Annotated in this window: 21 protein-coding genes; 14 read left to right on the plus strand and 7 right to left on the minus strand. The window is 66.7% G+C overall.

Annotated features, from left to right (window positions below):
• The first annotated feature begins 37 nt into the window (after positions 1-37).
• The gene (locus DBO33_RS34115) at positions 38-715 is read left to right on the plus strand and encodes a GntR family transcriptional regulator (RefSeq protein ID WP_107658713.1); all 678 of its coding nucleotides are present in this window, start codon (positions 38-40) and stop codon (positions 713-715) included.
• Between the two features lie 30 nt (positions 716-745).
• Here the strand turns inward: DBO33_RS34115 and DBO33_RS34120 are convergent, their stop codons facing one another.
• On the minus strand, positions 746-1,036 hold the full coding sequence (locus DBO33_RS34120) for a hypothetical protein (RefSeq protein ID WP_107658714.1): 291 nt from the start codon (positions 1,034-1,036) through the stop codon (positions 746-748).
• A 145-nt stretch (positions 1,037-1,181) separates the two neighbouring features.
• Between DBO33_RS34120 and DBO33_RS43230 the strand changes: the two genes are divergently transcribed.
• Both DBO33_RS43230 and DBO33_RS34130 read left to right on the plus strand, forming a co-directional pair.
• Entirely contained in the window at positions 1,182-1,604 is a 423-nt protein-coding gene (locus DBO33_RS43230) for a hypothetical protein (protein WP_159080663.1), read from the plus strand.
• Complete coding sequence (locus DBO33_RS34130) at positions 1,597-2,772, plus strand: JmjC domain-containing protein (protein ID WP_107658716.1); 1,176 nt, start codon at positions 1,597-1,599, stop codon at positions 2,770-2,772. Before DBO33_RS43230 ends, DBO33_RS34130 begins: the two co-directional genes overlap by 8 nt.
• A 20-nt stretch (positions 2,773-2,792) precedes the next feature.
• On the opposite strand, the gene DBO33_RS34135 is transcribed toward DBO33_RS34130, so the two are convergent.
• Positions 2,793-3,251, minus strand: coding sequence for an SRPBCC family protein (locus DBO33_RS34135; protein WP_107658717.1), 459 nt, complete (start codon positions 3,249-3,251; stop codon positions 2,793-2,795).
• 193 nt (positions 3,252-3,444) lie between these two features.
• On the opposite strand from DBO33_RS34135, the gene DBO33_RS34140 reads away from it, so the two are divergent.
• The 7 genes from DBO33_RS34140 (at position 3,445) to DBO33_RS34165 (ending at position 11,381) form a co-directional block, all read left to right on the plus strand.
• On the plus strand, positions 3,445-4,503 hold the full coding sequence (locus DBO33_RS34140) for a metallophosphoesterase (RefSeq protein ID WP_234391198.1): 1,059 nt from the start codon (positions 3,445-3,447) through the stop codon (positions 4,501-4,503).
• A gap of 173 nt (positions 4,504-4,676) precedes the next feature.
• On the plus strand, positions 4,677-5,639 hold the full coding sequence (gene sph / locus DBO33_RS34145; RefSeq protein WP_107658718.1) for a sphingomyelin phosphodiesterase: 963 nt from the start codon (positions 4,677-4,679) through the stop codon (positions 5,637-5,639).
• Positions 5,640-5,825: 186 nt separating this feature from the next.
• Positions 5,826-7,199, plus strand: a complete 1,374-nt coding sequence (locus DBO33_RS34150; RefSeq protein ID WP_107658719.1) for an L-lactate MFS transporter — start codon at positions 5,826-5,828, stop codon at positions 7,197-7,199.
• Positions 7,196-7,333: an MFS transporter small subunit gene (locus DBO33_RS43680; protein ID WP_199856836.1), complete on the plus strand. Its 138-nt coding sequence runs from the start codon at positions 7,196-7,198 to the stop codon at positions 7,331-7,333. The genes DBO33_RS34150 and DBO33_RS43680 overlap by 4 nt, the downstream gene beginning before the upstream one ends.
• A 250-nt stretch (positions 7,334-7,583) precedes the next feature.
• Complete coding sequence (locus tag DBO33_RS34155) at positions 7,584-8,315, plus strand: DUF1206 domain-containing protein (RefSeq protein ID WP_234391199.1); 732 nt, start codon at positions 7,584-7,586, stop codon at positions 8,313-8,315.
• 29 nt (positions 8,316-8,344) lie between these two features.
• Positions 8,345-9,049: an NUDIX hydrolase gene (locus tag DBO33_RS34160; RefSeq protein ID WP_107658721.1), complete on the plus strand. Its 705-nt coding sequence runs from the start codon at positions 8,345-8,347 to the stop codon at positions 9,047-9,049.
• Between the two features lie 109 nt (positions 9,050-9,158).
• Positions 9,159-11,381, plus strand: a complete 2,223-nt coding sequence (locus DBO33_RS34165; RefSeq protein ID WP_234391200.1) for a hypothetical protein — start codon at positions 9,159-9,161, stop codon at positions 11,379-11,381.
• Positions 11,382-11,427: 46 nt separating this feature from the next.
• On the opposite strand, the gene DBO33_RS34170 is transcribed toward DBO33_RS34165, so the two are convergent.
• Positions 11,428-12,357 carry a carbon-nitrogen hydrolase family protein gene (locus DBO33_RS34170; RefSeq protein WP_107658722.1) on the minus strand — a complete coding sequence of 310 codons (930 nt, stop codon included), beginning with the start codon at positions 12,355-12,357 and terminating at the stop codon, positions 11,428-11,430.
• A 53-nt stretch (positions 12,358-12,410) separates the two neighbouring features.
• Positions 12,411-14,270, minus strand: coding sequence for a cutinase family protein (locus tag DBO33_RS34175; RefSeq protein ID WP_325050770.1), 1,860 nt, complete (start codon positions 14,268-14,270; stop codon positions 12,411-12,413).
• Positions 14,271-15,028: 758 nt separating this feature from the next.
• On the opposite strand from DBO33_RS34175, the gene DBO33_RS34180 reads away from it, so the two are divergent.
• From DBO33_RS34180 to DBO33_RS34190, 3 genes are all read left to right on the plus strand, one after another.
• Positions 15,029-16,174, plus strand: coding sequence for a lactonase family protein (locus tag DBO33_RS34180; RefSeq protein WP_199856837.1), 1,146 nt, complete (start codon positions 15,029-15,031; stop codon positions 16,172-16,174).
• 217 nt (positions 16,175-16,391) lie between these two features.
• Entirely contained in the window at positions 16,392-17,279 is an 888-nt protein-coding gene (locus DBO33_RS34185; protein WP_234391441.1) for an alpha/beta hydrolase, read from the plus strand.
• A gap of 68 nt (positions 17,280-17,347) precedes the next feature.
• Positions 17,348-18,289: an alpha/beta fold hydrolase gene (locus tag DBO33_RS34190; protein ID WP_107658725.1), complete on the plus strand. Its 942-nt coding sequence runs from the start codon at positions 17,348-17,350 to the stop codon at positions 18,287-18,289.
• On the opposite strand, the gene DBO33_RS34195 is transcribed toward DBO33_RS34190, so the two are convergent.
• From DBO33_RS34195 to DBO33_RS34205, 3 genes are read right to left on the minus strand one after another with little or no spacing between them, the layout of a single operon-like run.
• Positions 18,281-19,075 (minus strand): TetR family transcriptional regulator, encoded by a 795-nt coding sequence (locus DBO33_RS34195; protein ID WP_159080664.1) that lies wholly within the window; start codon positions 19,073-19,075, stop codon positions 18,281-18,283. The genes DBO33_RS34190 and DBO33_RS34195 overlap by 9 nt on opposite strands.
• 57 nt (positions 19,076-19,132) lie before the next feature.
• A complete protein-coding gene (locus tag DBO33_RS34200; RefSeq protein ID WP_107658727.1) occupies positions 19,133-19,576 on the minus strand; it encodes a VOC family protein in 444 nt (147 codons plus the stop codon).
• Positions 19,573-20,424, minus strand: coding sequence for a sigma-70 family RNA polymerase sigma factor (locus tag DBO33_RS34205; RefSeq protein WP_107658728.1), 852 nt, complete (start codon positions 20,422-20,424; stop codon positions 19,573-19,575). Before DBO33_RS34205 ends, DBO33_RS34200 begins: the two co-directional genes overlap by 4 nt.
• A gap of 135 nt (positions 20,425-20,559) precedes the next feature.
• Between DBO33_RS34205 and DBO33_RS34210 the strand changes: the two genes are divergently transcribed.
• Positions 20,560-20,973 (plus strand): VOC family protein, encoded by a 414-nt coding sequence (locus tag DBO33_RS34210; protein ID WP_107658729.1) that lies wholly within the window; start codon positions 20,560-20,562, stop codon positions 20,971-20,973.
• Positions 20,974-21,074: the final 101 nt, after the last annotated feature.

The raw sequence follows: 21,074 nt of genomic DNA on the forward strand, positions 1-21,074 counted from the left end.
GTGGTGCTCGCACACAGGAGAAACCCGGAGCGCAGTGATGATCGAACGGCTGGTTATACCCAAGCGGCCCACGCTGCGCGATCACGTGTCCGACGCGCTGCGTGCCGCGATCATCTCCGGTGAGCTCGAGCCCGGCGTGCTCTACTCGGCGCCGTGGCTGTCGGAGCGCTTCGGGGTCTCCCCAACGCCGGTGCGCGAGGCCATGCTGGATCTGGTCAAGCAGGGTTTGGTGATCTCGGTGCCGAACAAGGGTTTCCGGGTCACCGAGATCTCCGACGCCGACCTCGATTCGATCGCCAAGATCCGGATGCTGCTGGAACCGCCGAGTGTGCGCGCGATCGTCGGCACCATTCCCGAGTCGGATATCCCGGGTCTGCGGGTGCAGGCCGACAAGATCGTCGACGCGGCCAAACGCGGCGATCTCGTCGAATACGTCGACGCCGACCGGCAATTCCACCTGATGCTGCTCGACTACTGCCACAACCCGCGCCTGTCCCAGATCGTCGGCGACCTACGCGCCCAAACCCGCCTGTTCGGTCTCGCCGCGCTCGTCGAGCGCGGCGAGCTCGACAAATCAGCCCAGGAACATCACACGATCATCGACCTCATCGAGCAGGGCCGCGCCGAGGACCTCGAACAATTCCTCCGCAAACACATCGGCCACGTCCGTGGCATCTGGGCGGCAGGCAATACCCCCGACGAAGACGTCCCTTAGGTCAACGGGGCCGCCCACGAGTCGGCCGAATCAGATCGGACGGCCGAATCGCACCGACTGGAAGTCCGAACGGTATTCGCGGGTCCCGGGCGGAAAGAGCTCCCCGAACGTTCCACTGCAATCGCTGTTCCGAAACGTTTCCGCAGCACGGTCGGTGGCGTTTTCGGTGTAGTCGACACCAACGATGCGGTAGCACTTGCCGTCTTCCGGATCCGTCAGTCGCTGCTGCGTACCACCCGGACTCGTGTAGATGAAGTCGCCGGTCGCGGCCTGAGCAGTACCTGCCGTACCGAGAACCAAGACAAGAACCGCGCCGGTCATTGTCAATACTCTGCCGATGTGTTTCATAACAATGCCTTCCGTCCAGACCTACCCGCATATCTCGTGAAATGCAGGTCTTCCCGGCTCCGGTTGTGACCGGGCCGGTTTGTTCCGACAGGTCGACGCCACCGCATGACGGTTCCGCATGACCGAATCAATCATGCTGTCTGTCAACAATTTTGAGCAAGGCCCCAGTTGTCTGGGATGGGCCAGGCCCCTTGCACCGACACGTGGTCCGGTCAACGAACCAGTCGATATACCCCAGCCGGATCCACCGGAAGGATCGTCGATCACAGAGAGCCGCAAGGAGTTTCCCGTGATCGACAATCCAGCTCCCCCACCCGCCTATGCCGATGCAACACCCGAAGCCGGCGCCGGCGAACCCGGCACCATCGGACCACTGACGATCTCGGTCGAGGAAGGCTTGTTCAGTTTCACGGCAAAGCTCGAGCCGCTCCAGCGATGGTCCAACAACCCCCTCGACCGGTGGGCAGGCGGCAACCAGGAGTCCACCGCGGCAACCGATAGCAGGCATGACCCGCTCGAGCGGTGGGCTGTCCATGAATAACCCGCGCCTGCTCGATCTCGCGGACTGGTTCGCCCCGTACTCCCTCGCCGAGTTCGGTCGTTCGGTACTGAGCCAGCGACCCTTTGCGGGCCCGCCGCGACCAGAACTGGTCGAGCGGGTCCGAAATGCGCTGGGTATCAACTCGATCGAGGATGTCTTCGCCCAGCCCGGCGCGACCGTCGACGCCTGGTTCCACGACCTGGATGGCAGGCTCACCTCCGCACCCATCGAGGCCGCGTCGGCCGATCGCTTCTATGCGGCGGGCACGACCCTGCTGTACCGGGCGATTCCCGATTTCGCGCCGTTCGTCCGCGAAACTGCCGAAGCGTTCCGCCTGGCACCCGGCGCGGTCAAATGCCAGCTGTTCTGCAGCCGGGCCGGCGGCGGCACCAGGGCGCATTTCGACGCGATAGATGTGATCACCATCCGGCTCACCGGTCGCAAGACCTGGCGGATCGCCCCGAACGCGTTCGCCCCCGCCCCACTGGATGGTTGGACCACACTCGAATCGGTATCCCCGCCGCTGCGCAACTACGCATCGGCGCTGCCGCCCACCGAAATACCCGAGGGCGTGACCGAGCATGTCCTGGAACCCGGCGCGATACTGCACATTCCCCGTGGCTACTGGCATGAGACCAGCTCCGCCAAGGACTCGATCTCGCTGCACCTGGCGCTGCTCACCCCCCTGCGGATCGAATTCCTGCTGTCCGCCTTGAAGAGCGAGCTGCTGCGTGACGAGTACTGGCGTGGGTCGATGTACGCCTTCACCGACGCCACCGCGGAGCTGCGGGACGATCTCCAAGGCATAGTCGATGCCGTACACCGGCTCGACCCCCACGATCTCGTCCGCGCTCCTGTCACCGACCGTCCGGTGGACCCGGCGACGACCTTTGTCCGAGCAGGACAGTGCGGCTTCGGGATCGATGCGCTCGATGACGATGGCGCGCGGATTACCGTGACCGCTTACGGCTTTCGGGAGACTCATACCGCGCACACCCGGGTCAGCCGTGACCTGCTGCCCGGGCTGCTGTGGATCGCCGCACTGCCGACCGGTAATTCGTTCGACACCAGCGATCTACTCCGCGTCTCTCCTGGACTCAGCAAAGTTGCCGCGCAACAACTTCTGGCCACGCTGGAGCAGGCGAGGCTGGTGCGCCGGACGGCATGACACTCCTTGCCTGAACGAACTCAGTGCCCCTCGGCGACTTCGGCGAGCCGGTCGAGGGAGGCTTGGAGTTTGTCGGAGGTGGTGGCGCGGGCGCGGACGAGGCGCTTCTCATCGGTGAGCTGGGACCAGTCGTAGGTGTGGGTGACTCGGGTGTGGGTCTCGTCGATGGGGTCGAGTTCCCAGCGCCAGAGGTGGCCGGGGGGCTGCTGGCCGGGTTCGGAGGGGAGCCAGGCGATGCGGCGGCCTTCTTCGAACTCCACGATGTGGTTGTGCCGGTCGGCGCCGGTGGTGAGCGTCATGACGAACACGTCGTCTACCGCGCGGACCCGCTGGTCGGCGGCGGCGGTCGCGAGGTTTTCGTTGCCGTCCCAGCGCGGCTGCTGTGCCGGGTCGGCGATCAGTTCGAAGACCTGTGCCGAGGCGGCCGCGATGTCGCGGCTGGCGGTCACCGTGCGCGATGGATCGATGTTGTCCGTCATGGTCTTGATCGAAGCATCCGGTAGCCGACCGCGCCAGGCGCGGGAGTATTCGCGCCTCCGCTGCCGAGTCCGATCGGGGCACCACCTCCTGTTTGCCCGAATGATGGGGATTCGTCCCATGCTTACCGCGCACAGTTCGCCCGACCCAGTTAAACGTTGTCACTTCAATCTGTCGCACTCAGGGAGGCAGTAAGTGGACGACCGAAACAACCAACTGTGTATTTCCAGGCGCGGGCTGCTCGTCGGCGCGAGTGTGCTGGCCGGCAGCCTGGTGCTGCCCGGTATCGCCAACGCGGACAGCAAGTTTCCGATGCCGACCGGCCCGGACATCAACGTGCTGATCACCGGTGACGCGGGGACCGGCGAGGCCGGGCAGTACGCGGTGGCCGCCGCGGCGAAGCGGATCTGCCAGGCGGAGGGGGTGTCGCTGGCGGTCGGGCTGGGCGACAACATCTACGAGGACGGTGCGGAAAGCCCGGACGACGACGAGTTCTCGACGAAGTTCGAACAACCCAACGCGGGCATCGACGTGCCCTGGTTGATGGTGCTCGGCAATCACGATTGCAGCGGCATCTTCGCGGGCAGCGGCGGGAATCCGAGCAAGGGTGACCACGAGGTCGCCTACCACCAGCGCTCGGCCCGCTGGTACATGCCGTCCCGGTATTACCAGGTGGCGCTGCCCGCCGGGCCGGATCCGCTGGTCGAATTCTTCGCGCTGGACACCGTTCCCGTCTCCTCCACGGTGCTGCAGACCGATCCGCACTACCAGTGGAACGGCCCGTACATGCGCGCGCAGCGCCAGTGGCTGGAACGCGCACTGAACACGTCCCGCGCGACGTGGAAGATCGTGCTGACCCACCACCCCTACCGCAACAACGGAAAGCACGGCAACGCAGGCGCTTACGACGGCGTCACCACCGGCGACTACATGAGCGGCCGGCATCTGAAGGAACTGTTCGAAGAGGTCGTCTGCGGCAGGGCGGACTACATCCTGTCGGGGCACGACCACACCTCGCAGATCCTGGATACCGCCGGTGCGTCCCGCGGCACCCAGCAGATCGTCTGCGGCGCCTCCGCCAAGCAGGGCGACGGCTCGTCAGCCGTCACCAATAAGGCTTTCTGGCAGGACTTTTCGAGCCTCGGCTTCATGATCGCGAAGATCCGCCGCAACGCGGTCACCCTCGACGCCTACACCGTCGACGCCGCGAACGGCACGGCGCGAGCGGCCTATTCCCACGTTCGTCCGCGCTGACGTCCGGCAACCACCTCCGAGAAACCCTTCGGGCCAAGCTGATTCGCCGAGTCTGCCATCGATCCGACGTCCGGGAGCGCACGGATGATCATGGAAACGTCACGAGCGCGTCATCCACGCCTGGTCCGATCAGTTCTGCCATATCCAGGTTCTACGAGATCCGAGGACGTGCCATGCCGCTATCCCAGCCCACCCGGCTCAGCATCATCGCAGCACTCGCCACCACCCTCATGGTGAATGCCCCGCAGGCTTCCGCAGCGACCCCGGAGCTCCGGGTGCTGACCTACAACACCTTCCTGATGAGCAAGAACCTGTTTCCCAACTGGGGCCAGGACCACCGCGCGGCAGAGATTCCGAAGACCGACTTCTTCAAGGGCAACGACGTGGTCGTCCTGCAGGAGATGTTCGACAACGAGGCCTCCGACGCGTTGAAGGCCAAAGCCAAGGCCGAATACCCGCACCAGACACCGGTTGTCGGCCGCGCGAAGGAGGGCTGGGACGCCACCGGCGGCAAGTACAGCGCGGGCACGCCGGAGGACGGCGGCGTCACCATCCTCAGCAAGTGGCCCATCATCCGCCAGGAGCAGTTCATCTTCGCCAATGCCTGCGGCGCCGACTGGTGGGCCAACAAGGGGATCGCCTACGCGGTGCTCTCGGTCAACGGCAGCAAGGTGCATGTGGTCGGCACGCACAGCCAATCGACCGACCCCGGCTGCTCGGACGGTGAGGCCGCGAAGGATCGTGCCTTGCAGTTCAAGGAGATCGACGCGTTCCTCACCGCGAAGAAGATTCCCGCGACCGAGCAGGTGCTGCTGGCCGGCGATCTGAATGTGGACTCGCACAGCGCCGAATACGCGTCGATGCTGGCCGACGCCCGGCTCGAGCCCGCGACCGCGCGCACCGGCCACCCGTTCTCCTTCGACACCAAGGAGAACTCGATCGCCGCCGACCGCTACCCGAACGATCCGCGGGAGGATCTCGACTACGTCCTGCACCGCAAGGGTCATGCCAAGCCGGCGAACTGGCAGAACCACGTCGTCAAGGAGTCCGCTCCCGCGTGGACGGTCACCAGCCAGGGCAAGAGCTACACCTACACCAACCTGTCCGACCATTACCCGGTGACCGCGGGCGCCTGATCCGCTCAGCGGACCGTGCCCGCCCGGCAAACCACGCTGGGCGGGCACGTTGCCGCAGGTAGCACCCGAGTTCCGCCGCATCGTTGGCAATCCGGCAGCGGTGAGTGAAAGTTATTGTCACAGAACCGCGGTCAGGCGGCAGTCCCGGTCCTATGATCGCCACACAGTGAGAGTGGAGATCGCCGCATGACCGCAGTTGCCACCGCCGGTACCACCGGATATTCCCGCGTCATCGCGCCACCGGGGTGGAGCCGCTGGCTGGTTCCGCCCGCCGCGCTGTCCATTCACCTCGCCATCGGACAGGCCTACGCGTGGAGCGTATTCAAGCCGCCGCTGGAAAAGTCGATGCACATCTCGGGGACCGGCAGCGCGCTGCCCTTCCAGATCGCCATCGTCATGCTCGGACTGTCCGCGGCCTTCGGCGGCACACTCGTCGAACGCCGGGGCCCGCGCTGGGCGATGACCGTCTCGCTGCTCTGTTTCTGCTCCGGCCTGCTCATCTCGGCCCTCGGCGCGTTCGCGAATGCCTACTGGCTCATCGTGTTCGGCTACGGGTTCGTCGGCGGGATCGGGCTCGGCATCGGTTACATCTCCCCCGTCTCCACGCTGATCCGCTGGTTTCCCGATCGACCGGGCATGGCCACCGGCTTCGCGATCATGGGCTTCGGCGGCGGGGCGCTGATCGCGTCACCGTGGACGACCCAGCTGCTCACCACCTTCGGCCGGGACAACGTCGGCATCGCGCAGACCTTTCTGGTCATGGGCCTGACCTACGCGGTGTTCATGTCGGTGGGCGTGCTGCTCGTGCGGGTACCGCCGCCGGGGTGGCGTCCGGCAGGCTGGGTGCCGCAGGAGAAACCGGCCAAGCTGATCAGCCTGCACGACGTCGCGGCCAACGACGCGATCCGCACGCCACAGTTCTGGCTGCTGTGGATCGTCTTGTGCTGCAACGTGACCGCGGGCATCGGCATCCTGGAGAAGGCGGCGCCGATGGTGATCGACTTCTTCGCACAGACCGCGACCCCCGTGACGGCGGCCGCCGCCGCGGGCTTCGTCGCGGTGCTGTCCGCGGCCAATATGGCGGGACGGATCGGCTGGTCGTCGCTGTCCGACCTGATCGGGCGCAAGAACGTGTACCGGGTCTACCTGGGTGTCGGTGCGCTCGCCTACGCGGTGGTGTGGTCGGCCGGGCAGGCCAACAAGGCGCTGTTCATTCTCGGCGCGATGGTGATTCTGTCCTTCTACGGCGGTGGATTCGCGACCATCCCGGCGTATCTCAAGGACCTGTTCGGGACCTACCAGGTCGGCGCGATCCATGGCCGGGTGCTGACGGCATGGTCGGTGGCCGGTGTGGCCGGGCCGTTGATCGTCAACGCCATCGCGGATTCCGGTGCGGGGCAGGGAAAGTCCGGACCGGAACTGTACGGCGCCTCGTTCGCCGTGATGATCGCGCTGCTCTGTGCCGGCTTCGTCGCCAACGAGCTGATTCGCCCGGTCGCGGCGAAACATCACCGGCCGGTCGCGACACCGGTCGTCCGCACCGAGGGGAGCCCGGCATGACCGAACCCGGCACCGCCGAAACCACTGCGCCGCGGCGTATTCCGCTGCTGGTCTTCGCCTGGCTGTGGGTCGCCGCGCCCTTCAGCTACGGCGTTTACCGCCTGATCGTCAACCTGCTCAAGCTGTTCCAGTAGGGGGCTGATTCCGCGCCCCCAACCATCGACGCCGTTCGCCTCCGTCGCCCCCGCGGTTGTTTCGAGACGCCGCCGCCGGGTATCTGCCCGACGTTCGGTTCGACGGAGATGAGGGAATCTGATGAGTGGGTTGTCAGCTGGTACGGACAATGCCCGTGGTCGAGGGGCATGGTCGGGAACCTCGTCCGCGAACGCCGGCCGGATCGCACAGCACCCGACGTTCGAACGGTTTGCTCGCGCGGGTTTCGTGATGACGGGCCTCGTGCACCTGATCATCGGCTATATCGCTATCCGCATCGCGCTGGGCGGGCGGGGCGGCAGTGCCGATCACTCCGGCGCCATGGCCGAATTGGTCAGTAAGCCGGGTGGCGTTTTCGTCATGTGGGTGGCGGTTGTCGCGTTCGTGCTGATGGCCTTGTGGCGACTGGCCGAGACGATCTTCGGTAGCGCATCGAAACCCGATAAGGACAGCAAGAAGTCCGAAGCATTCCGCCGGGTCAAAGCCTTTTCCCTGGCAGTGATCTATGCGTCGTTCGCGTTCTCGGCCTTCGGATTCGCCCGTGGCGCAGGCAAGTCGAGCGGCCAGGAAAGCGCCGGGATCACCGCGCGATTGATGCAGAACACCGCGGGCACGGTCGCGCTGGTCGTCGCCGGGCTGATCATCATCGGCGTCGGCGGATACCACCTCTACAAGGGGATCAGCCAGAAGTTCCTGAAAGACCTGAAGGGCAACACCAGCGATCTGGTGCGCAGGCTCGGCATGGCCGGCTACCTCGCGAAGGGTCTCGCGGTCGGCGCCATCGGGGTGCTGGTGATCCTCGCCGCGACCCGGTCCGAACCGGACAAGGCCGCCGGACTCGACGGTGCGCTGAAAACCCTTGGCGCACAACCCTATGGCGTGATCCTGCTGATCGTGGCCGGCCTCGGCATCATCACCTACGGCCTCTACAGCTTCGTGATGGCCCGCTACGCCAAGATGTAGCGCTCGGGTGGTGGGGCAAGATCGAGGCCATGGGCCCCACCACCGGACCGCCGGTTCCCGAGACCGTGGCCGACTTCCGCGATCTCGCGCACAGCAGACTGCGCGAATTTCCGCACACCGAAGTTCCCGACACGCCAGGTATCCGCCGGGCCGCGGTGCTGCTGTGCGTCGTCGCGCAGGACGACGGCACACCGGCGGTGGTCGTCATCCGCCGCGCCTACCGTGGCCGCAATGCCGGGCAATGGGGCTTACCCGGGGGTCGGCTGGACGCGGGCGAGACCGCCGAGCAAGCTGTATTGCGTGAGCTACACGAGGAACTCGGCTTGACCGCCGCCCCGGCCGATCTGGTCGGCCGACTCGACGACTTTCCCGCGGCCTCGGGTTTCGTGATCACCCCGTTCGTCGCGGCGCTACCCGGGGCCGCCGAGCTGAAGCCGAGCCCCGACGAAGTGCACTCCGCGCACCTGGTTCCGCTCGCGCGGCTGGCCGCCGACGATGTACCGCACTGGGTCGCCCCGCACGAGGCGGTGCCGCAGCCCGAACTCCGCGGCCGGACCGCGCCGCCCGTCCCCGAAGACGTTGGCCTGCTACAGATGCGGCTCGGCGACGGCATGACCATCCACGCCCCGACGGGCGCGATGCTGTGGCAGTTCCGCGAGGTCGTGCTGCTCGGCCGCGACCACGCGGGCGCCCGGGTCGCGCACTTCACCCAACCGGACTGGACCCAGCAATGAGCACACCGCGACCAGCCGACTTGCTCTGTTCACGCCAGTGGCATATGGTCCCGCGCTCGTGAGGCCTAGTGCGGTAATCGCATCGCGAACAGATGTACCCAAGTGGGGGTTGATTACCGCGGCGGGGGTGATCGCCGGATATGTGGCGGTCCTGCTTGCGGACGCCCGGCACTATTACACCGACGACACCGAAGCCCAGTACGCCCCGATGTGGGTGATGCTCGGCAACCGGCTGCGCGACGGTCAATTCTCCGCCCTGGTGCCCTACGAGTGGATGGCGGGCAACTACGCGCTCGAAGAGGCCGGGCTCTACAACCCGCCCCAGCTGCTGGTCCATCTGCTCGCGCCGTCGATGGACAACCTCGCCGTGTACGCCACGGTGGTGAAGCTGGTCTGCTCGATCATCGCCGCGCTCGGCGTCTACCGGGTCTGCCTGGCCTACGGCGCGCGTGCACCGTGGGCGGCGGTCGCGGGCATCGCCTTCCCATTGAGCGGATGGTTCCTGTTCTTCGACGAGGCCAGCTGGTGGACCTCGCACACCGCCACGGCGTGGCTGGTGCACGCCTGGGCGTCCTCGGTGCGCTACACCCGCGGGCGCGGCAGCCCGATCTCGGTGTTCGTCTTCCTGTATCTGGCACTCACGGTCCAATACGCCTTCCCCGCGGTCGAATCCGCGTTGATGGTGGTCTGCGTCGCCCTCGGTGAGTTCATCTATCAGCGGCGCTGGCAACCCTCGGCGCGGCTACTGACGGCGGCGGGCTGCGCCGCACTCGCGGCCATGGTCGCCAACCTGCCCGGCATCCTCTCCTCTCAGGTCACCTGGCGGGGCAACGCGAAGATCCACAACGATCCGTTCCTGACGGTGCCCTGGTCGGAGTCGCTCAATGCGAGCCTGCCGAGCACGACACCCGCGTTCACCGCGTGGTGGGGGCATGTCCAGCCGTTGCCGATGGTCTACATCGCCTGGTTCCTGATTCCGGCGCTGGCGTTCGTCGGCTGGCAGGCGGCCCGCAAGTCGGTCCGGGAGTTCAGCAGTATCGCGCTGTTCGCCGCGGCCGTGCTGATGTGGACCGCGGGGCCGGGTGCGATCGGCCCGCTGCGCTGGCCGGCGCGCGTGCTGCCGATCCTTGCGATGGCGCTGCTCGTCCTGGTGTGCGTATTGCTCAGCCGCTACGGCACGTTCACCTCGCTGCGCAGGCGGGCCATCGCCGCGGGCGTGCTGATCGGCGTGCTGTTCCTGCGGTCGTTCTCCGCGGCCCCGGAGATCGTGGTGCGCCACCTCGTCGCGGTGGCGGTGGTCGCCGCGATCGGTGCCGTGGTGGTGTGGCTGGCCCGGAGCAAGGGCATAGCGGCGGCGTGCGCGCTGATCATCGTCACCATGTTCCCGATCGCCTTCGCCCAGGTGCACGCCGCACCGCCGACGCCGATGTCCTACGACTTCCCGGAACAGCGGTCGGAGATGACCGCGGTCTTCCCCGATTTCACCGGTGTCACCCTGCAACTCGCGGACCGGGCGATCCTGGCGCCGCAGGACAAGACCCTCGAAGGCGCCTACGGTTCACTCGCCATCGGCAACTACGCCAAGAATCTGGGGTTGCAGTACGTCAACGGCTACACCCCCATCGGCCACTACCCGTTCGCGGGCATGCTGTGCATGGCCTGGGACGGCAGCACCTGCACCGACGCGTTCCGCCGCGCCTTCGCCGCCGAACCGTCCACGGGGCGCACGATTGTCGACCTGATGAAGGTCGACCGGGTCGTGCTGCACACGGCGCAGTACCCCGACGCGGGCAACCACCCGGCGCCGCCCGGCTGGAAGTGGGTGACCTACCCCGGCCACGAGCGCTACATCTGGGTGCTGGAACGGGAGAACGGGCTCATCTCCACTGTCAACGGGGCGATCGCCGATACCGCGAATGTCAGCGCCACGTCCACCTCGGGTGCCGCGGTCACGATCGACGCAAAGGTCACCGCACCGAACGGCGGACGCATCGTATTCTCCCGGCTCGCCTGGCCCGGTTACCGAATCACCCTGAACGGCAACGAAATACCGTCGACAACGGTGGCGAACACCTTCCTCGCCGTCGACATCCCAGCAGGCACCGACCGCGCCGACCTGCGGGCTACCTGGCGTCCGCCGGGCTGGCAGGTCGGCATCGGCACCGCTGTAGCCGGCCTCGCCGGAATCGCCGTGTTGCAGTGGGCATTTCTGCGGCAGCGCAGGCAGGGCTCGCAAATCCCCGCCGAAGACGAGCAGCCGACGGAAGAATCAACCGGGCCGGATCCGGACGACCGCCAGGAAGCGACGCCGTCCCTGACGCCCAGCGTCTGACCCGCGCCGCGTCGCCGGTGTCGAAGTGGGGACTTCGACACCGGGCCTAGTCGTCCAGAAAGGTTGCGGCGTTCCGGCGCCGACGGTCCACGCTCACTGTGAACACGTCGGGCCGGGCGTAATGACCGGTGGGGTCGAAGTTCTGGCGTTCCCGCGCGACCGCGGCCGGATCGATGTCGGCGATGACGAGACGTTCGTCGCCGGCTATCGGCTCGATCAGCCAGCGGCCGTCCGGGCCGGCCAGGGCGGAGCCGCCGTCGTACCCAGCGGGCGTGTCCAGGGCGAGCAGCTCGTCGCGCAGCGGGAAGTCGGATGGCACATCGGTGTAGTCGAGGACGGCGCCGACGGCCAGGGAGTACACCCGGCCCTCCTTGGCGATGAACCGGGTGATGTCCTCGGTGTTGCGGACCGCCCCCGGCCAGGTGGAGATGTGCAGGGTCGTGCCGTCGGCATACAGCGCGTGCCTGGCCTGCGGCATCCAGTTTTCCCAGCAGGACAGGCCGCTGACCCGGAACTCGCCGACGTCGTGCGCGCGCAACCCGTGCCCGTCGCCGATCCCCCAGACCATGCGCTCCTCGTGGGTCGGCATCAGCTTGCGATGCGCGCCGACCACGCCGCGGGCCGGGTCGATGGCGACCAGCGTGCAGTACACCGTGCCGCGGACGCGCTCGGTGATGCCGAGGTAGCAGAACACGCCGAGGTCGGCGACCGCCTCGCGCACCGTGGCGAGGTGTGTGCCGTCCAGGGTGACAGCCGCGTCCAAATAGTAGGCGTAAGCAGCCTTTTGGGCCGGGTTGTCGAACCGGGCCCCGCCGGTGCGCGCCAGCCAGATCGGGTAGCCGGACAGGAAGGTCTCCGGGAAGGCGACGAGCTGCACCCCGGCCGCCGCGGCCTTGGTCAGATAGTCGACGACGATCTTCGTGCCTGCCGTGGGGTCGAGCCAGGCAGGCCGGGCCTGGGCCGCAGCGATCCGCATGGCACGATGCTAGCGAAACCGCCCGATACGCAAGGGCTTTGCCGCCGCACCGTTCAGTTGGCGTGTCCGATCTGGGTGTTCATCCAGTCACCGAGCCACTGGATGGCGTTGCGACCCGTGTCGTCGACGATGAGGGCGCCGTAGTTGATGTGCGCGCTCGAGGCGAAAAAGCTTGCGGCACTGAGGCCGTCGCGCAGCATCGCGAGCAGGCTGATGCCGCCCTTGGCCGGCGCGGTCTTGGCGAGGGCCCCGGTCAGCTCCTCGAGGTCGAGGCGTTGAGTGTTGTCGCCGGTATTGGTTTCGGCAAGCAGTCCGGTGGCGACCGAGGCCAGCTCGAGACCCACCGGCAGCAGGCCGGACAGCGCGGCCGCCGCACCCGCCGGGTCGGGCGCCTGCCCGGGCGGCGGGACCAGTTTCTCCAGCACCGACCACGCGATCTCCTGGATCTGGCCGACCAGGGTGGCCAGCCGCAGCACGTCGGCCTTGGACAGGATCGCCGTCATCGACGTCGCGATCTGGGTGTAGCCCTGCGAGTTCGGGATCGTGGAGAGCACCTGTGCGACGGCTTTCAGGTCGGCGCTCGCGACGAGTTCGACCAGCGGCCGGAACTGGTTGTTCAGCGCACCGGCGACCTGGTGGGCGCCCTTGGCGTCCATCGCCGCCACCTTCTGCGACAGCAATGCGAAATTGTCGAGGATCGCGCCGAAGTCGAGGGCCGTGACGTTGGCGACGACATCGAGGGTCTGGTCGACCAGCACGGTGGGTTTCAGCATCGCCAGGATTTTCGTGGCCGATCCGAGGATGGCCGCCGGTATCTCGGCCAGCGGTCCCACCAGGTCGATGAGTGCGTCGACCTTGATTGTCAGCGCGGTGGCATCGGGTGAGTCCGCAGGGACTGTGCGAATACCCCTGTTCAACAAGGAAGTCGCGCTGTCGGTGATCGTGTTCACCGCCGACGCGGCACCGGCCAGATCGGCTTCCCCAGCCTTGCTCAGTACCCGGCTCGCGTTGTGCTCGGCTGTACCGGCGGGGGCGGCGGCCAATCGCTCGGCGGTCCCGGAATCTTGCAGGCCGGCGAGGGTTTCGATGGTGCCGATCAACTTGGCGGCGCTGTCGCGGACGTGCGTCAGGTCGAGGCCGCCGGGCGCGTGCCGGCTGGTGGTCAGCTCGTCGACGGCGCCGGCCAGACCGGACAGGTCGATCTTGGTGTCCTTGACTGCCAGAGTTTTCGCGAAGCCGGAGTTGCTGGCCGCCTTGCTCAGCAGCGAGCCGAGCCGCGCGAGCAGCGGGTTGTCGCTCTTCTTGATCGAGCAGTACAGGTCGCCGGGGTCGCAGATCGAGCTGACCCGCCCGGTGAGCTTGCCCATGCCCTGCGGGCGCGGATCGGCGATCCCCGAGCCCGCGGTGTGCGGGCCGATGACGGTTTCGCCCTTGGTACCCGACGCCGGATCGGCGATGAGCCCGACGGCCAGCACCCGCTCGGGTGGCACGGGGCCGCGATCGTTGCCGATCTCGGAGGCGACATCACCCGCGGCGTCCGCGCCCTGGCTATAGCCGGTGATCGTGAATTTCGCTTCTGGGCAACGGTTTCCGTAGTCACGCAGCGCCTTGCGGGCGTTGACCAGCGCGGTGTTCTTGCTGTCCGCATAGGTGTAGCCGTTGTCGAAGGCGCGCGCCATGTAGGGCGTGAAGTAGATGTCAGAGCTGGGGCCCTGCCGGTGTTGGATCGCCTCGGCGATCGGGCGGAGCATGCCGATCGGCTTTGCGGGGTCCGCCTTTTCGTTGGTCTCCCAGGTGCCGGGGATGAACAGATTGAAGGTCTGCGCGCAGTCGGCCTGCGCGGACCGCGCGAGGGCCGGGGCGGCGACGGTAACGGGCGCGACGGCCACTCCCATGGCCACCAGCACTGCCACCACAGAACGATGGGACAAAGGCAGGACAGACATGTGAACCTCACTACCGAGCTCGGTGGGTCGCTCATCGCCGAACGTCAGAGTCGGCCGACTCGACCTGAGAACAACGGGGGAATCAGGCGAGGAGGTATCGCGAAATTTATCGAGGGAACGGTTTACGCGTATTCAGCGCGGCGACCCGTGGCGCCGCGCTGAATACGCAAATCCGTGTCAGGACAAATTACCGACAAGCAAGCTGAGCAGTTTGAGGCTCACTTTGAGCAAATCCAGTCCGGTGCCGAGTGACCCGGTCGAGGATCCGCCGCCGCTGAGCGATTCCGAGCCCTCACTTGACCCGGAACCAGCGGCAATGAAGTTAACGGTATCCATAACGCTGACGAGAGTCGACATGTCTCAAACCGCCTGTCTTGTAACGGTATTGCACCGAACAGCACCTGAGCTCAGGTCCCGTGATTATTGATGTTGGCAGCAACCAGATTCCACTGGGATCGCCGCCGCGTCCAGCTGCTCAACTGGGGAAGTTGTGCCGAAGTGGACTATTCCAGCGAATGTCGTTGGCCGACCGGCAGGTTTTCCGGTCTCCCCACTGTGACTGGGGAGCTGGGGGCAGGTCTTTACGTGATCGGCGCGCACAGGTTGCAACGCACCGGAGGTCGGGTTGCGAACAGCGCAATATCAGTTGCGCCACTTGCGGACTGAAGTGACGTGGGACATTCTGGCCCGACGCGGGATCTCCCGCGGCACGGAAGGAGAAAACGGTGCGCAATGGTGAGTTCGAACGGCGGCGTTTGCTCGGCCTGCTCGGTGGCGCGGTGGGCGTCGGCGTCGCGGTGACGACCGGGGCGATCCAGCCCGCGATGGCGGGTGCGGCGAGCGGGACGCGCGCGTTCGTGGGCTGCTATACCTCCAGTGGCGCAGGCGGTTCCGGCGTCGGCGTCGCCACGGCGGATCCCGGTACCGGTCGGCTGACCGTGGAAAGCGTTGTCCCGGTAGCAGATCCGTCTTTCCTGGCACTGTCGTCCGACCGGCGTTACCTGTACGCGGTGAACGAAGGCTCGGGTGCCGGTACGGCCACCGCGATCGACCTGCGCTCGCCGCGGCCGACGGTGTTGAATACCGTTGCGGTGCAAGGCGAGGGGCCGACCCACCTGTGCGTCACCCCGGACGGACGGCACGTACTGACCGCGAACTACGGATCGGGCAGCATCAGCGTGCTCGCCATCGCCGCGGACGGCCGGCTCGGCACGGTGACCGACGTCGTGAAGCACACCGGCAGCGGACCGGATCCGGACCGGCAGTCCGCACCGCACGCCCACCAGGTGTCGATCGACCCCTCCGGCCGCTGGGTACTCGCGGTGGACCTGGGCGTCGACTCGGTCTACGTCTACCGTCTCGCCGCAGGCAAACTGCATCGGCACGCGCAGGTCACCATGGCGCCGGGCAGCGGACCACGCCACCTCTGCTTCCACCCCAACGGCCGCACCGCCTTTCTCGCCAACGAACTGAATTCCACTGTCAGCGTGCTGGATTGGCAGTCCGAGCGCGGTGAATTGCGGGCCGGGCTCTCGGTGCCCGCCGATCTCGATCGTGGCGGCGACCGAAACTATCCGTCCGCACCCGTGGTCGCGAAGGACGGCCGCTTCCTCTATCTCGCCAACCGCGGCCACGACAACGTCGCGACCTTCGCCATCCTCGGCGGATTGCTCGTCCCGATGGGCACCACCCCTTGCGGCGGAAAGTTCCCCCGCGATCTCACCCTCAGCCCCGACGGCCGGCGGCTCTACGCGTCCAACCAGAAGTCGAACTCGGTGACCTTGCTGAACCTCCACCGCAACACCGGCCTCCCCACCGCACCCTCGGCCTCGCTGGAGGCCCCCGCCGCCACCTGTGTGCTTTTCGAGTAGCCCACACCCGAACTCCGCCCGGTGCACTGTCTCTGTATCAAAAACAAATCTCATAGTCATTAGTTTTCGAGACAGCCATCAATTGCCATTAACCCCTGCTCTATTGCACTCACATGCCGTGGAACCACTTACCAAAGGTAAGTCTCTTCGCTAGAGTGCCGACTGAAAGTCAGTCGAATACGCAGGGATTGGTGTCATGCGAACCGAAGTGTCATTCATGTCGTCCGGAGTGCGGTGCAGGGGCTATCTCTACCTGCCCGATGCTTCCGCCCCCGTGCCGTGTGTCGTGCTCTGCCACGGATACAGCGGAACGATGGACCGCCTCTTCGACTATGCCGAGCGTTTCGTCGCCGCAGGTTTCGCGGCGCTGGTGTTCGACTACCGAGGTTTCGGCGAAAGCGACGGCGAGCCGCGCCAACTGCCCGAGATCAACGGCCAACTCCTCGACATCGCCGCCGCCGTCGACTTCGCGCGCGGACACGCCGGTGTCGACCCGGCCGGCGTGCTGCTGTGGGGCAACTCGCTCGGCGGTGCGCACGTAATCACCGTGGCCGCAGCCGATTCCGGTATCGCGGCGGTGGTGGCGCAGATCCCGTTCAACGGATTCCCGAAGAAGGTCGAGGGCCGATCGACGGGCGCCACGGTGAAACTGCTGGCCGCTATCCTCTGGGATGCGCTGCGGGGGGCCGTGGGGTTGACCCCCTACTACATCCCCATGGTGGGCCACCCCGGCGAACTGGCCGTCACCGCGAGCGCGGAAGCCGATCAGCATATCCAGGCTTTGGCCGGTGACCGGAACACGCTGTGGCGCAACACCGTAGCCCCACGAGGACTGCTGCGGATGATGCGTTATCGCCCCGCTGAAGCTGCGGCGCGGCTGACGTGTCCGCTGCTCGTGTGCGTCGCCGAACACGATCGAGAGACACCGCCGGAGACCAGCCGGGAGCTGGCCGAGCGCGCACCACGCGGTGAGCTGTCGGTCTACCCGGGCACCCACTTCACCTTCTACACCGACCCGGGGTTCCGCGACCGGGTGGTCGCCGACCAGATCGACTTCTATCGCCGGAGCACGGCGGCGGCCGGAGACACCGGCGCGGTGAGCTGACCCACACCCCGTCACAACCTCGACTGCTCGCTCGTCTTGTTCGTAGCTGCTAGTCGAAAGGGTCCTTCATGAAATCTCGAATGGTGTTCCGGCGCCTCGTCCTGTCGATGGTCGCACTGCTGGGCATACTCGCGAGCATCGCTGTTCCCGTGGCTTATGCCTGGGAGCCGCCGACCTCGGACTACCGATCGCAGTATCTGACCCGCGTGGAGTCGCGGTATGTCGATACCGATCTGGCCCGATTCCACTACACCCGCACCGGCACCGGCTCTCCCGTGGTGCTGGTCGCCGGCGGCGGGCTATGGGGTTACTCCTGGCGTGACGTGATCCCGGCGCTCGCTGCCGAACACACTGTCTACGCCATCGATCTGCCCAGCCAGGGTTTCACCGAACTTCATCGCGACGATTTCGCCTACACCCTGCCCGCGATGTCGCAGGCCATCGAAACCGTGCTCGACGCCCTGGGCCTGGACCGGGTGGCGCTGGTCGGCCACTCCTGGGGTGGCGCGTGGAGTCTGTACTTCGCTCAGCAGCACCCCGGCCGGGTGGAGCGACTGGCACTGCTCGATGCACCCGGTCTCGACGCCGAAAAAGCCCCTGTCACACCGCTGTTCACCACACCGCTGCTCGGGGAGCTGGCCACCAACCTCACCACCCGCTCCTTCTATGCCGAGAGCATCCGCGGCACCTTCCACAATCAGCACCTCGTCACCGACGAGGTGATCGACGAGCTCTACGCGCCGTTCTCCCGCCCCGCGAACCGCACCGGGTTTCTGTCGCTGTGGCGCAACCTGGACTTCCGGCTCACCGACACCGGCCTGGCCGATGTCACCGCACCGACGCTCATCGTTTGGGGCGCACAGGACAGCTGGCTGCCCGCTTCGCAGGCCGACGCGCTGGCCGCCCGGATCCCGAACGCCACGGCAACAACCCTGCCAGGCTGCGGGCACACCGTCCACGAGGACTGCCCGGCACAAACGATCCCGCTGCTGAACTCATTCCTACGCTGAGTCTCCGGAGCGGTCGTTTTTGAGAATCCGGTACATGGTTGCCCTCGACACCTTGAACCGGGCGGCGATCTCTTCGACGCCGATGCCGTCGGCGCCCAGGGCGCGCGCCTGGCCGACCTCCTCGGCGGACAGCTTCGCGCGCCGCCCGCCGTTGCGTCCTCTGGCTCGTCCCCGCGGCCGCGGCTCGACCGGCTCGCCCAGCAGCGCTCGCGCCCCGTCGAGGATCAGTCGCCGCAGTACCTCGGCTGGTTCGTCGCGGAACAGCACCACCGGATCAGCCAGACCGGCGACCACCTGGGCAGCGCGCACCCGCTCCTCGAGCCCGCTGCCCGGGCCGGCCACCAGTTCGTTGGCGAGGGCGATAGCCGCCCGGAAACGATCGGCGATAGGCGCCTGGACCAGCAGGGTCATGTCCCGGACCAGCATGGTGAGGGTGTGCCGATGGCGCAGATGCACATCGACATAACCTTCGATCGCCCGCCAGCGCACGTCCTCGACACTCGCCGCCGACTCAGCAGCGGCCAGCACCGCATCCAACTCGTCGAGCAACGGCACCGTGAGCTGATGCAGAATCGCGTCCTTGGCATCGAAGTGGTAGTAGAGCGCAGCCTTGGTGATGCCCACCTCATCAGCGATCGCCTGCATAGGCGTGGCCCGGTAGCCACGAGCCGCGAACAGCCCCCGCGCTGCCCCCAAAATCCGTTCCGGTGTCGTCAATCTGCCTTCATCCTCGAGCCCCAGCAATTCGGCCAACTCGCTGGCAAGACCCGAGAATACTTCCGCCACACGCGGGAACTGAACCGCAGCCACGCGTTTCGCGCTAGACCACCGTGGCGACACCGACTACCAGCGCGGCTGGGTGAATCGCAGGAGGTTTCCTGAGGGGTCGAAGAAGGCGCAGTCGCGGGTGCCGTCGGGTTTGTTCATCGGCTCTTGCACCACTTCGGCACCTGCGGCTTCCAGGTACTCGAAGGTGGCGGCACAGCTGTCGGTTGCGAAGACGAGGCGCTGGCCGAGTACGCCTTTGGTCATCAGGTCCGCGGTCGCCTGGCGGTCGGCTGGTGCGATATGCGGGTCTGCGCCGGGTGCCTGCAGGATGATCCGCATGGTCGGCTGTGACGGCGGGCTTACGCTTGCGGACTGTGCGTGCCGAGCTTCGATGTCGTCGCGTCGTACGAAGCCGAGCAGCGTGCAATAGAAGTCGAGCGCTTCGTCCAGGTCGTGGACGGCGAGCGTGCAGGCCTCGAAGCCGGTTACGCCCCAAGCATTCTGAGCAGAGTCACTCATCGCCGTTCCTGGTTCTCGGCGGGCAGCAGGACGATGTCGAGGTCGTGCAGCCGGTGCGGCTCGGTGTCGACGGTGATGGTGGTGATCTTCCCGGCGCTGACGGTGAACATGATGACGGCCTTCGCCCGCCCGCGATGCCACCAGACGGCCGCGGGCACACCGTCGACCAACGCGAGCCGGGCAGCTTGGGCGCGCCCGGCGAAGAACGCCGCCACCGCATGCGCGCCGTGGATCTCGAGCGCTACCGCATTCGGATCGAGCAGCTCCAGCAGCGTTTCGAAGTCGCCGCCGCGGGAGGCGGCCAGGAACGCTTCGACGAGGTCCCGCTTCGCCGATCGGGCAGCGTCGGTCGCGCCGGCCGCGCCCTGGACCCGGCGTCGAGCCCGGCTGGCAAGTTGCCGGGTCGCCGCCGACGAGCGGCCGAGGATGGTGCCGATCTCAGCGAAGGAGACGCCGAATACGTCGTGCAGGACGAAGGCGAGTCGTTCGGCGGGCGTCAGCGTGTCCAGCACCACCAGCAACGCGACACCCACCGAATCGGCCAGCAGTGCTTCGTCTTCCGGGGAGGCGGTGTGCAGCCCGTCCGGTTCCGGAGGCAGCGCTCCGGCCGAGTCCTCCCGCCGGGCGCGGCGGGCCTCGAGCATGTTCAGGCAGATCCGGGCCACGATCGTGGTCAGCCAACCGGCCAGGTTTTCCACCTGCCCGGTGTCGGCGCGACTGACCCGCAGCCACGCTTCCTGCACCGCGTCCTCGGCCGCACCGGGCGACCCGAGCATGCGATAAGCCGCCGCATGCAAGTGGCTTCGCTGCTCGGCGAACCGCTCGCTCAGCCAGTCCTGCTCGTCCATCTGTCACATTCCTTCGTCTCGGCCTGTCATACCCATTGACCGGCGAAGGGCCGCCGATGTGACATCCGGGCGCAGCCCACGCATTTCGGCAAGCCGGTTCCGGCAACACACACCTCGAAAAGATGGAGATGCACCATGAAAGCGCGCGCGAGCTCGATCCTGCTGAGCGTCCGGGATATGGAGCGGGCCAAGCGGTTCTACACCGACGGCCTGGGTTGGAAGATCGAGAACGACTACGGCGTCTCGGTGTTCTTCGACTCCGAGGGCGCCACTCCCGTCGGCTTCTACGGCCGTGACGGCTTGGCCCAGCAGGTGGGCACCAGCCCGGAAGGCGAGGGCTTCAGCGGGCTGGTCCTGACCTATGTCGTGCGCAGCGAGGCCCGGGTGGACGAGCTCACCGCGGAAGCCGAGAAGGCAGGCGCCACCATCCTCAAGCCCGCCGGCGCGCTGCCGTGGGGCGGATACGGCGCCACGTTCGCGGACCCGGACGGCTATATCTGGAGTCTCGGCTACAGCGCCCAAGGAAAGGATCAGCTCTACGCGGAGTAACGCACTACGACTCGGCGGCACATCCGTCCCCAGTTGTGCGCCAGTCGAAATGACCGCGCGAGTGTGGTTTTACTTGATCATGCAACGCACACCTCGGCGTG

This window comes from Nocardia suismassiliense (assembly GCF_900269665.1).
Classification (GTDB): Bacteria; Actinomycetota; Actinomycetes; order Mycobacteriales; family Mycobacteriaceae; genus Nocardia; species Nocardia suismassiliense.

Excerpts from the sequence above, each read along its gene's own strand:
- DBO33_RS34115 (WP_107658713.1), top strand. The coding sequence starts at position 38 with ATGATCGAACGGCTGGTTATACCCAAGCGGCCCACGCTGCGCGATCAC.
- DBO33_RS34120 (WP_107658714.1), bottom strand. The coding sequence starts at position 1,036 with ATGACCGGCGCGGTTCTTGTCTTGGTTCTCGGTACGGCAGGTACTGCT.
- DBO33_RS43230 (WP_159080663.1), top strand. The coding sequence starts at position 1,182 with ATGACCGAATCAATCATGCTGTCTGTCAACAATTTTGAGCAAGGCCCC.
- DBO33_RS34130 (WP_107658716.1), top strand. The coding sequence starts at position 1,597 with ATGAATAACCCGCGCCTGCTCGATCTCGCGGACTGGTTCGCCCCGTAC.
- DBO33_RS34135 (WP_107658717.1), bottom strand. The coding sequence starts at position 3,251 with ATGACGGACAACATCGATCCATCGCGCACGGTGACCGCCAGCCGCGAC.
- sph (WP_107658718.1), top strand. The coding sequence starts at position 4,677 with ATGCCGCTATCCCAGCCCACCCGGCTCAGCATCATCGCAGCACTCGCC.
- DBO33_RS34150 (WP_107658719.1), top strand. The coding sequence starts at position 5,826 with ATGACCGCAGTTGCCACCGCCGGTACCACCGGATATTCCCGCGTCATC.
- DBO33_RS43680 (WP_199856836.1), top strand. The coding sequence starts at position 7,196 with ATGACCGAACCCGGCACCGCCGAAACCACTGCGCCGCGGCGTATTCCG.
- DBO33_RS34155 (WP_234391199.1), top strand. The coding sequence starts at position 7,584 with ATGACGGGCCTCGTGCACCTGATCATCGGCTATATCGCTATCCGCATC.
- DBO33_RS34160 (WP_107658721.1), top strand. The coding sequence starts at position 8,345 with ATGGGCCCCACCACCGGACCGCCGGTTCCCGAGACCGTGGCCGACTTC.
- DBO33_RS34170 (WP_107658722.1), bottom strand. The coding sequence starts at position 12,357 with ATGCGGATCGCTGCGGCCCAGGCCCGGCCTGCCTGGCTCGACCCCACG.
- DBO33_RS34185 (WP_234391441.1), top strand. The coding sequence starts at position 16,392 with ATGTCGTCCGGAGTGCGGTGCAGGGGCTATCTCTACCTGCCCGATGCT.
- DBO33_RS34190 (WP_107658725.1), top strand. The coding sequence starts at position 17,348 with ATGAAATCTCGAATGGTGTTCCGGCGCCTCGTCCTGTCGATGGTCGCA.
- DBO33_RS34200 (WP_107658727.1), bottom strand. The coding sequence starts at position 19,576 with ATGAGTGACTCTGCTCAGAATGCTTGGGGCGTAACCGGCTTCGAGGCC.
- DBO33_RS34205 (WP_107658728.1), bottom strand. The coding sequence starts at position 20,424 with ATGGACGAGCAGGACTGGCTGAGCGAGCGGTTCGCCGAGCAGCGAAGC.
- DBO33_RS34210 (WP_107658729.1), top strand. The coding sequence starts at position 20,560 with ATGAAAGCGCGCGCGAGCTCGATCCTGCTGAGCGTCCGGGATATGGAG.